Annotated in this window: 8 protein-coding genes and 1 pseudogene; 2 read left to right on the top strand and 7 right to left on the bottom strand. The window is 67.9% G+C overall.

What is annotated here, in order from left to right; all coding sequences use genetic code 11:
* From V7E09_RS05865 to V7E09_RS05840, 7 genes and pseudogenes are all read right to left on the bottom strand, one after another.
* Window positions 1-503, bottom strand: a 503-nt coding sequence (locus V7E09_RS05865; protein WP_324523144.1) for a family 1 glycosylhydrolase, incomplete at its 3' end; no start/stop codon positions are given.
* Window positions 500-2104 (bottom strand): family 20 glycosylhydrolase, encoded by a 1605-nt coding sequence (locus V7E09_RS05860; protein ID WP_324523143.1) that lies wholly within the window; start codon window positions 2102-2104, stop codon window positions 500-502. The genes V7E09_RS05860 and V7E09_RS05865, both read right to left, overlap by 4 nt.
* Window positions 2101-2982: an ABC transporter ATP-binding protein gene (locus tag V7E09_RS05855; RefSeq protein WP_324512172.1), complete on the bottom strand. Its 882-nt coding sequence runs from the start codon at window positions 2980-2982 to the stop codon at window positions 2101-2103. The genes V7E09_RS05860 and V7E09_RS05855 overlap by 4 nt, the downstream gene beginning before the upstream one ends.
* Window positions 2979-4514 carry a dipeptide/oligopeptide/nickel ABC transporter permease/ATP-binding protein gene (locus V7E09_RS05850; RefSeq protein ID WP_324512171.1) on the bottom strand — a complete coding sequence of 512 codons (1536 nt, stop codon included), beginning with the start codon at window positions 4512-4514 and terminating at the stop codon, window positions 2979-2981. Before V7E09_RS05850 ends, V7E09_RS05855 begins: the two co-directional genes overlap by 4 nt.
* Before the next feature lie 82 nt (window positions 4515-4596).
* Window positions 4597-4740: pseudogene (locus V7E09_RS15685) on the bottom strand (ABC transporter permease); the annotation flags it as partial.
* A gap of 20 nt (window positions 4741-4760) precedes the next feature.
* Window positions 4761-5081: an ABC transporter permease gene (locus V7E09_RS05845; protein WP_324523142.1), complete on the bottom strand. Its 321-nt coding sequence runs from the start codon at window positions 5079-5081 to the stop codon at window positions 4761-4763.
* 414 nt (window positions 5082-5495) lie between these two features.
* Entirely contained in the window at window positions 5496-7682 is a 2187-nt protein-coding gene (locus V7E09_RS05840) for a hypothetical protein (RefSeq protein ID WP_324509662.1), read from the bottom strand.
* A 533-nt stretch (window positions 7683-8215) separates the two neighbouring features.
* Here V7E09_RS05840 and V7E09_RS05835 point away from each other — a divergent pair.
* Together V7E09_RS05835 and V7E09_RS05830 are read left to right on the top strand one after the other, a co-directional pair.
* On the top strand, window positions 8216-9133 hold the full coding sequence (locus V7E09_RS05835) for an AbiTii domain-containing protein (protein ID WP_324509663.1): 918 nt from the start codon (window positions 8216-8218) through the stop codon (window positions 9131-9133).
* Window positions 9134-9936: 803 nt separating this feature from the next.
* Window positions 9937-10230 (top strand): 4-fold beta flower protein, encoded by a 294-nt coding sequence (locus V7E09_RS05830; protein ID WP_324509664.1) that lies wholly within the window; start codon window positions 9937-9939, stop codon window positions 10228-10230.
* Window positions 10231-10383 lie beyond the last annotated feature (153 nt).

The following is a 10383-nucleotide window of genomic DNA, read 5'->3' as shown; positions in this document are numbered from 1 at the left end:
CGGACGGCCGCCATGACGGCCACCATGTTCGGCTCGTTGATGGTGACGACGTAGCGTCCGGCCTCGGCGAGGACCGGCTCGATCGCCTCCACGTAGGCGAGGAACCTCGCCACGGCGTCCACGCGCAACCAGCCGCCCTCCGCCGAGAACCAGGCCGGGCTGGTGAAGTGATGCAGCGTCAGCACCGGCTCCAGGCCGAGCTCGCGGGCGTACCGCACCATCGCGAGGTAGTGCAGCACCTGGGCCGGGGAGAACGCACCGTCGGCCGGTTCGATGCGGGCCCACTCCACGGAGAACCGATAGGCGGTCAGCCCGGCGGCGGCCGCAAGCTCCATGTCCTCGCGCCAGCGCTGGTAGGAGTCGCAGGCGTCCCCCGACGGCTCACCCAGCGGGGAGTCCTCGGCGACCTCCAGGCGCCAGAGGTCGCTGGCGACATTGTTGCCCTCGATCTGATGGGCCGCCGTGGCGGCGCCCACCAGGAACCCGGCTGGAAAGACCGTCATCGCGCCGACTCGTCGTGGCCCCACAGCGCGGTGGAGCGGTAGTGGTCGGTGAATCCGAGGGCCTCCCACGCGGGTGCCTGCCCGCGCAGCCGCGCGCCGAGGTCACCGGGGACGGTGCGGCCGTCGGCCCACATCCGTTCAGCCAGCACCGCGAGGCGGGGCAGCAGCAGGAACCCGGCATCGTCGAGGCTCGTGACCGTCTCGCACCACAGGGCCGCCTCCGCGGCAACGACCGTGGCGCCCGCGTCGACGACCTCCGGCGTGGCCGTCGGCACCCAGCCAGCGGCGGCGAGGACGCCTTCCGGCTCGTAGGAGGGGAACCCCAGGCGGGCGGCCCGTTCGTTCTGCTCCGGGTCGACGCTGGCCTCGGCGTAGCGCCGATCCAGGTAGACCGTCGACTGCGGGGACGCGAGGATCCCGACGCCCGCCTGGGCCGCACGCGGGACGTCGAAGGGGGCCTGCGCGAAGCAGGCCGCCACCAGCTCGATGAGCGGCTGCGCCTCCGGCGGGTGCTCCTGGCGCGCCGCCTCGGCGTCGAAGGCGTCCCCCGGGCTGATCCAGGCCTGCAGCACGTCGCCCGGGACGAAGGCCTCCGAGCGCGCCCCCTCCTGCCAGGCGACCGGGGTCTTCTCCGCTCGACGCACCGCCGCGACCGCCAGCGCCACGGCCTCGGCGTACAGCCCCTCGGGCATGCCGAAGGCCTCGTCGCCGCCGATGTGCACATAGCCTCCCGGCGAGCGACGCGCCAGCTCGGCCACGACGTCGGCGATGAAGGCGCGCACCGCGGGGACGCGCGGATCCAGGTAGGCGAGCATCGGGTGCGGGGCAGGATCGGCGCCCGCCAGCTCGGGGACCCGCGCCAGCGCCGCGGCGACGTGCCCGGGCAGGTCGATCTCAGGCACCAGGGTGACGCCGCGGGCGGCCGCGTGCGCCACCAGAGCGTCATAGTCGGCGACGCTCAGGGCGGAGGCGTCGGCGAGGGTCAGCCGGGGCTCGCACTCCATCTCCAGGCGCCAGTCCTGCACGTCGGTGAGGTGGAGGTGCAGGACGGACAGGTCGTGCCAGGCGATCAGGTCGATCACGCGCGCGATGTCGTCGGCGCTGAACGCGTGCCGGACTGCGTCGAGGGAGAGCCCGCGCCACGACAGCGCGGGACCGTCCGCGCGTGCACGAGGCGACACCTGACCCGAGGCCACGATCTCGCGTGCCACCGACACCAGGGCGCGCTGCATCCCCTCTGGGTCGACCGCGGCGATCCGCAGCCCCGCCTCGCAGGGGACGATCAGGTACCGCTCGTCGCACGGCGATCCCGCAGCGCCGGGACGCGGATCGATACCCTCCGGGGCGGGTACCGGTTCCAGCGCGGACGCCTCGACGGCGGCCTCCCAGGCCGCGGCGGGGAGGAGGTCCAGGACCAGCCGGACGCCGTCTCCGGCGGCCGCAGCGGCCACCGTAGAGCGGTCGTGGCGCACCGCGTCGAGCAGGGTCACCTGGCCCGCACGAGCCAGCAGGTCAGCCAGGCCCGCGGCCCGGGCCTCACCCATCGTGTCGAACAGCCCCTCGACCAGGAGCAGCCGGCCCGCGTCCACCCGGGGGGTCATCGCCTGGCCCCCACGGATCCGGTGCCGACCCCTGCGGCACGCTCGGCCGCCCGCACCTTCGCCAACTCGGCCCGGCGCTCGGCTTGCTTGGCGGGGTTCGGAACCGGGGCCGCAAGGAGGAGACGCTGCGTGTACGGGTCGGTCGGGTTCGAGGTGACGAGGTCGGCCGGCCCGAACTCGACGATCCGCCCGCCGTGGATGACGGCGACCCGGTGGCTCATCGCGCGCACGACTGCCAAGTCGTGGGAGATGAACAGCAGCGCGACCCCGGTCTCCCGCTGGATCCTGAGCAGCAGGTCCAGCACGGTGCGCTGCGTCGTCAGGTCGAGCGCCGAGACCGGCTCGTCGCACACGATCAGCCGCGGCTTGATCGCGAGCGCGCGCGCGATGGCGACCCGCTGCCGCTGCCCGCCCGAGAACTCCCGCGGCAGCCGATCGGCGGCGTCGGCCGGCAGGTTCACGCTGGTCAGCAGCTCGGTGACGTGGGAACGCGCCTCCGCACGCGCCAGCCCCTGGGCCAGCAGCGGCTCGCTGAGGGTGTCGCCGATGGTCAGCGACGGGTTCAGCGATGTGTACGGGTCCTGGAAGATGACCTGGATGTCGCGGGCCAGCTCACGGCGCCGCCGCGATCCGGCGTTCACGATCTCCTCGCCCTCGAACCGGATCGAGCCGCACGCCACCGGCACCAGGCCCAGGATGGCGCGTCCGATGGTGGTCTTGCCCGAGCCGGACTCGCCGACCAGACCGAGGGTCTCCCCAGGGCGGACGTCGAGGTCGATGCCCTGGAGCACCTCCTTGGGCTGGGCTCGCCAGCCGCGTCCCGGGAAGCTCACGTGCAGATCCTGCACGGCGAGGATGGACCGATCCGATGCGCTCACTTCGCCACCTCCTGCGGGGCGTGCCATGCCTCACGCGTCTCGGAGCCGTCCAACACGGCACCCATCAGCTTCAGCGTGTAGGGATCCTGCGGGTGGTCGAACACGTCGCCGACCGTGCCGCGCTCGACGATGAGGCCGTGCTGCATGACCGCGACCGTGTCGCACAGGTCGGCCACGACACCCAGGTTGTGCGTGACCAGCAGCACGCCCAGCCCGCGCTCGCGCTGGAGTTTGCGGAGCAGTTCCAGGACTTCCGCCTGCACGGTGACGTCGAGGGCCGTGGTCGGCTCGTCGGCGATCAGCAAGGACGGGTCGCACGACATCGCCCCGGCGATCAGGACGCGCTGCGCCATGCCGCCGGAGATCTCGTGCGGATGCAGCTCCATCGTCCGCTCCGGATCGGCGATCTCGACGAGCCGCAGCAGGTCGAGCGCCTTGGCCCGGGCGTCCTTGCGGGACAGGCCGAGCTTGTAGCGGATGGGTTCGATGAGCTGGCTGCCGATGGTGAACGACGGGTCGAGGTTGCTCATCGGCTCCTGCGGCACGTAGGCGACCACGTTCCCGCGCAGGCCACGGCGGGCGGCGTCGGACATCCCGCGCACCTCCTGGCCGTTGATCGTCACCGACCCGGCGGCGATGCGTCCCCCTTCGGGCAGGATGCCGAGGATCGCGAACGCCGTCTGCGTCTTGCCCGATCCGGACTCGCCGACCAGGCCCAGCACCTCGCCGGGGGCGATGTCGAGGTCGATCCCGTGGACGATCTCCTTGTCGCCGCCGCCAGGCAGCGTGTAGGCGACCGTGAGGCCCCGGACGGAGAGCAGGCTCGCGCGTCCCGGGGCATCGGGGGCCACGTTGACCGGTTCGACGACCGCCTTCGCGGCGCTCGCCCCGACGGGTTCGGCGCCGCGGTCCTCGAGCACGTCGCGCAGGGCTGCGGCCAGCAGGACCAGGCAGGCGCTGGTGATGCCGAGCGCCAGGCCGGGCCACAGCAGCAGCACGGGGGCCCGCTGGATGTTCTGGAAGGCCTCGTTCAGCATGGCGCCCCAGGTGGGCATCGAACCCGAGGAGATCCCCAGGAACTCCAGCCCGGCCTGCAGACCGATCGCGACGCCGGCGACGAGCGCGACCTGGATGATGATGGGCGCCCGCACCACGATCAGCACATGACGGCCGATGATGCGCCAGTCGGGCAGCCCCGACACGCGCGCGGCGTCCACGTAGAGCTCGCCGCGGACGTTGGCCACGATCCCCCGGGTGAGTCGGAAGAAGCTGGGAGCGACGAGGATGCCCATGATCACCATCAGCACCCACACCGTGGGCCCGAGGATGGCGCGGGCCGCGAGCAGGACGACCATGGCGGGCAACGACATGATGAGGTTGACCACCCACGTCGCCAGGGCGTCGAACCACTTCCCGTAGTAGCCCGCGAGCAGGCCGGTGGGGACGCCGAGCCACCAGGGCGACGCCCAGGGCCAGTGCGGCCCCGCCGAGGGTGTAGCGGCCGCCGTAGACGATGCGTGAGAGCACGTCACGTCCGGCCGAGTCGAACCCGAAGGGGTGACCGGGCTGGGGCCCCTCGAAGGCGCGGCGCAGTTCGGCGAGTTCGGGGCTCTGCGGCGCGATCAGCGGCGCGAAGATCGCCGAGAGCAGCACGAGGGCGAGCAGCAGGATCGAGATGATTCCGAGCGGGTTGCGCAGCAGGGCGCGGACGCCGGAGCGCGGGGCCGCCTGCGCGGCGACGTCGGGCCCGGGGGCCACGTCTGCCGGGGTGAGCTGGGTCACGCTACCCTCGCCTTCGGGTTCAGCCAGCCGATGACGATGTCGACCAGCAGGTTGATGATGATGACCCCGATCACGGTGACCATGACGAGGCCCATGATGATGGGGATGTCGCCGCGCGTGGTGTACTTCACGGCCATGGAGCCGATCCCCGGCAGGCCGAAGATCTGCTCGACGATGACGGCCCCGCCCAGCAGCCCCACGAACTGCATGCCGAGCACGGTGAGCGCGGGAGCCGACGCGTTACGCAGCACGTGCCGGATCAGGATCTTCCGGCTCGGGAGGCCGCGCTGTCCGGGCGGGCCGTATGTGCGAATCATCTCCCGCTCACGCCAGCGATTCTGCGAGTACCGAGCGCCCGCCAAACTGCGAGTAGGTCGCCACGCGCGACCGCGCGGTCCGCGGCAAGTGCGAGCGTTCGTTGCCTCGTATATGTCGCCATCAAGGCCAACGAGAGCGGGGCATCCAAGCGCCTGGGCGGTGAGCGCGTCTTCTAGGTCACGCCCTCCTTCGCGGTACTGCGTGACCCGGCTGGCCTCCCACGAGATCTCCTCCAGCAGCCGTCCAATCACCGAGAGGTCCCCGCCCTCAACGGCCATTGCCCGGAGTTTAGTCGCGGCCAGGGCTCTCATCGGGCCCGACAGTCGATGCCCCACGCGCGCCCGATTGTCCGCGGAGGACCAGACAGATCAAGCGCCCGACTGGGTCTTCAGAAAGGGATAGTGGTCACCCTGTCATCCGCGAGCCACTTTAGGGGTGTTCTTCTGGAAGTCGCGGATGGGGCGCCAAGCGCCGAAAATCGCGCAGACGATCACCGTGGGCCAGACGACGCCGAACCAGACTAGGTTCCATTCGGGGCTGTTCCCGTTGGTGCCGGTCGCCCAGAGGATCATCAGCGCAAGTATCATCCCGCCGAACGTGCCCGCTATGCCACCCACGAAGGCCCCGATCGGCACAGCGACCGCTAAGCTCCAGATGTCCAATCGTCGTTGCTTTGCGACAAATTCTCTGGGCTTATCGCTCGCAGCCTCCACGCGGTAGTTCACGGAAACGATCTGTTCGCTGAGATTGGCGAGCGACCGCTGGTGGTGGGTGATACTCGTGATCGCCCGCTCTACCTCCTGAATCTCTCTGTCGGCCATTTCCAGCTGCCTGTGGGCCTTCCGCCCTTCGGCCGTAGTGAGGCTTCGTGCAGCATCTCGTACCTTCTCCAGTCGGGCGGGGGACAGGGCGTCGAGGTCAGTGAGTGAGACTTTCCCGAGCTCGTGTTGAATCTTGTTCGCGTCTTGACGTGCGTCCAGCACAACGCGGCCGACCTGTTCTACGAGCTGCCTTCGGTCGTTCGTATCCTGCGGCTCCGGGGAGTAGCCCTGCCACCTAGGAAGCTTCATATTGTGAGCTTCAAGCTGCTCCAGAGTCATACCCGCAGCCTGGACGAGCAGCGCTTCAAGGCTCTTGATCTTCTCCTGCATCGATCCCGTTTGCCTTCGCAGCTCGCTCAGCTGTGCTTGGAGCGCCGTGATGCGCTCCTTGGCGCCCTCTGTCTTGCTTGGTAGCGAGAATGCCCGCTGCTGCAGATCTGCGGTCCGGAGCTTTCGCGTCTCAAGCTCCAACCGCTCCCGCTCCCGCCGCTCATCATCTGCACGCTTCTCGGCGGCCTTTCGTTCGCGCTCCGCGCGCTCTTGCGCTTCACGTTGTTCACGCTCACGCTGGGCGCGCTGTTCGGCTTCACGCTTCTGCCTCGCTTGGAGTTCGGCCAGGCCCCTCGTCATATCCATGCCAAGCAGTTCCATGACCGGAAGCGCAGGGATGAGTCGGCCAAGGTCGGTGGGCGACGACTTGTATGTTTGGGTGGCCAGTTCCTTCACCGACTGCCGCAAGTGCTCCTGCTTCTCGCGCACCTCAGCGTCCCGAGTGCGCAACCAGAGTTCGCACCATCCTGACGCCGGGGCCATCTTCTCGATCGCGTTGATGGTCCCAAGAAGGGAGGCGGCCGACTCGATCGCCTTGGTTGACTCCTCGGTCGGTGTCTCTGAGGACAGTGCCGACGCGAAGAGGTAGGCGAGCATGATGCGCGCACGCTCTGCAGGCGCCGACGCCATCCTGACAGACCGACGCAGGTCGTCGGCGTCGACACCGCCCTGTCCAGACAGGGGTCTGGACAGCCAGAAGTCAAGGTGCAAGGAGAACACGGACGACCTCAGGAAGGAGTCAGTCTGCCCCGACCACTCACTGAGTCGCTGGTCGGCACGGAGGAGCTTCGCCGCAGCTGGGCCCTCAGTGACGGCCGCCAGCGACCGAAGAATGCGGTCCCTTCGGATATCCGACAACCATCGATACGCCTTGACGGCCGGACTAGCCTGGAGTTCCACGAGCTCCTGTTCCATGGACTGAAGTCGATCGCGGGTGGACTGAAGCCGGCTCTTCTGGAGCGAATCGATCTGCCTGACCACGTCCATGGCCATGGGGTGGAGGCGGTGGCCCAGCTGAGTCGAGAGCGATGGTCTCGGGGTTTCGATGTGCGCGTTGAGTTGCGGGCGCAGAAGCTCGATCTGGACGAACCTCGTCAGGTCAGCCGCTGACTCTGGATTGAACGGGTCCGCGTCACGGATGGCTCGTTCAAGCGACTCCCCATCAATCCGGGCACCTTGGAACTCAAGCGGGCCGTCGGGGTCGAACTCGGCCTGGAGCCGGATCAGCCGTGCGCCGCCAGACTTTTCCATGTCAAGCGCGAGGATCAAGATGTCGCCGTCGGGTCTGGTCCGAAGCCATTCCTTGAGCGGTGGGTCGGGCCAGGCGTCCAGCAGGTCCGTCGCGTCCACCCAGCGTTGGCGCATCGCGGAGACGAGTTCGAGTCCGCTGCGGATCGGTAGCTCGTCGAAGACGTACATCAGTTTGCGGGTTTCGGATGTCGGACTCACGGCACAAGTATTGGGGCGCGAGAGCGCCGCCACCAACGGACACTCGCCCGATTGTCCGTTGGCGTGCCGGCCTCAGGGCAGGCGGTCGCGACTTGGCTGCGGTGATCACGGGCTACGCAGCGGGCCATGCACTTGTACAGCGTGTTCTCATGCGAGTGCAGGGACGCCCACCGACAGCACCCGCAGGGTGTCGGCCCTTTGGGCTCGATGACCCGGGCGGGCACCAACGACTCGAACTCCTCATCAGCGACCGCGTCGAGGCCCAAGTGCCGATTACGCGCCGCACGCGACCTGCCACAACAATTCCTTCGTGCGCCATGTCGACCAGCCGACTGTCTGTGGTTGAGCGTCGCGGGCCACGCACCAAGAGCATGCGCGACGGGATGCGTCTCGACGTCACCTTCTCGAGGTACCTGCTCACTCACGGCTCAATCGCGGCCTGAGCGGTCGGAGCAAGCCGCCAGCGTTTGGATACGAGCCCTCCCGGAGGATCTGTCGGCAGCTGACGCTCTGGCGCCGGTAGGGTTGCGAGCGTGCCCAATGCCTTGGAGAATGCCGTAGATGCCCTCTCCGACCCCAATGTCGCTCTCCCTGATGCCCTCAGGCGCCTGCTAGTAGTGGCTCGCCGCATAGGCGCGGACGCTTTGGCCGACTGGATAGGGCACGAGTTGAACGGCTACCAAGCGGGCGATCCCTTGCCGTCGTATCGCTCCGCAACGAACGTGCCAGTGGCCCTGAGGTTCGCCGGTCCATTTCAGAGCAACGTCACGCGGACCTTTTCGGTCCTTGAGTTGCCGGACGAACTGCGCTCCACAATGGATTCCGTGGCGATACGTGAGCCTGTCGCCTCCTGCGTTGCACTGGCAGCTGGAGATCAAGATCCAGAACTTCCCTTTCCAATATTCTGGGTCCTGCGGTACCGCGAGCTGGCCGAGCTGAACCAGGCTCCTGGGTTCCAGATGATGCAGCTCGATCACGCTGCAGCGCGTTTTCCGCGGACCCATCTTTTGGGCGTGCTAGACCGGATTCGAACTACTGGTTTGGATCTTGCCCTTTCTTTCGAGGACGTCTCTCCGAACGTGGGAAGCCTTGGTGGCCCCACTATTGACACCGACACCGAGTTGGCGCGCGTGGTGAACATCGGCGTAATCAACGTCTTTGGCGAGCGTGCGAACGTTGCAGTAGGAGAAGGCGCACAGGCGCTGCAGGTGAACCCCGGTGATGTCCCAGCACTTCTTGAAGCCGCCGCCCACATCTTGGAACCGGAGGGAGTTGAAGCTCTGAAGGCTGCGCTCGACCAAGATGCGCAGGCTGCGGGCCCGGCAACGCGTGGATTTCTTCTAAAGGTGAAGGAGGGCGCGGTCGGACTGGTGGCTGGAATAGGAGTGAACGGAGCCTACGATGGGCTACTTCACCTCCTTCAGTCGGCATTCCCCGGGTTCTCAGGGTGAACTCGTTGGAGTGACGTTCAGTCCAAGGAGGCGGGCATGGGCCATGGACTAACCCCCTCTTTCACAGTGATCAGCACATCAGCCGGGTCGCCAGCGGCCTCGACGTCGACTCCCGCTACTGGGCAGTTGAGTAACCACACGCCCGTCGGCATGTGGGTGAGGTCACGCCCTCCGAGGTCGACGACCGACTCTGGGCAGTTGATGAGCACACGCCCATCGGCAGATCTGGTGCCGGGCCTTGGCCAGAGAGGTCGCTGCCACCCAGAGGTTTCGCAGAATCCGCCCAGAACGGCCCAGATTTCTCATCGTTTCGCAGAATCGTGTGAGGTTTCGCAATTTCGCCCCGCCCGGACACCATGTCCGGGCGGGCCGTATGTGCGAATCATCTCCCGCTCACGCCAGCGATTCTGCGAGTACCGAGCGCCCGCCAAACTGCGAGTAGGTCGCCACGCGCGACCGCGCGGTCCGCGGCAGTTCCGGATGTTCTGGAAGTCCCGACGGGACAGCTTGTGGCGGTCCAGCGTGCGGGCCTGAGGCGCCACCTGGTGCCGATACGGTCGCGCTTCTTACGCTCGGCGACTGTGGCCGCTCCCTCCGGTCAGCCGACCGGTCTGGTGCACAAAGACAACCTTCGGGGCCGACACCCGCGCGATCCCGACCGAGGTTCTTGATCCGCGAGGGTGCTACCGGCTTGAGGCGGAGTGCGACCGTCCGCCCGACTGATCGCTGCCCGGCCACCCACCCGACCCGGCGAGATAATCGGCGCTTCCAGTTCTGTCTGAGCAGATAGGTACGCTCCTCGCATGACCCACTACATCTACGCGACATCTGGCTCGGCGGCCGGCTTCATCTCCGGTCGCTACGTCCACGCCCTCAACGGCTCGGCGATCGGGCAACTGAACGGCAGCCACGTCCACCGCCTAGACGGACGATACGTAGGCGAACTTCACGACGATCAAGTGGTGAACATGCACTTGGGGAACCTCGGCAACATCGGAAACCCGGGCAATCCAGGGAACCCCGGCTCGCCAGGAAACCCGGGGAACAGGGGTAACCGGGGTTGCCCCTACCAGGATGTGTTTCGCGAACTGCTCTAGCCAGCGGAGGGTCGGATTAGTCACTCAAAGTCGGGCCACGCGCCCCACCTCTGCAGCACACGGGCAGAACCGTGCGCTCGGCGTCACGTCTGGTGACAGCCAGGCCGAGCCATCAGCACGCTCGAAGCAGCGCGACAGGGCCTTCCTCCTGGG

It is taken from the genome of Propioniciclava sp. (assembly GCF_036744435.1).
Lineage (GTDB): Bacteria > Actinomycetota > Actinomycetes > Propionibacteriales > Propionibacteriaceae > Propioniciclava.
Note: the sequence above shows the minus strand (reverse complement) of the source record. Positions and strands in the feature narration are given on the sequence as shown.

Excerpts from the sequence above, each read along its gene's own strand:
- V7E09_RS05845 (WP_324523142.1), bottom strand. The coding sequence starts at position 5,081 with ATGATTCGCACATACGGCCCGCCCGGACAGCGCGGCCTCCCGAGCCGG.
- V7E09_RS05830 (WP_324509664.1), top strand. The coding sequence starts at position 9,937 with ATGACCCACTACATCTACGCGACATCTGGCTCGGCGGCCGGCTTCATC.
- V7E09_RS05860 (WP_324523143.1), bottom strand. The coding sequence starts at position 2,104 with ATGACCCCCCGGGTGGACGCGGGCCGGCTGCTCCTGGTCGAGGGGCTG.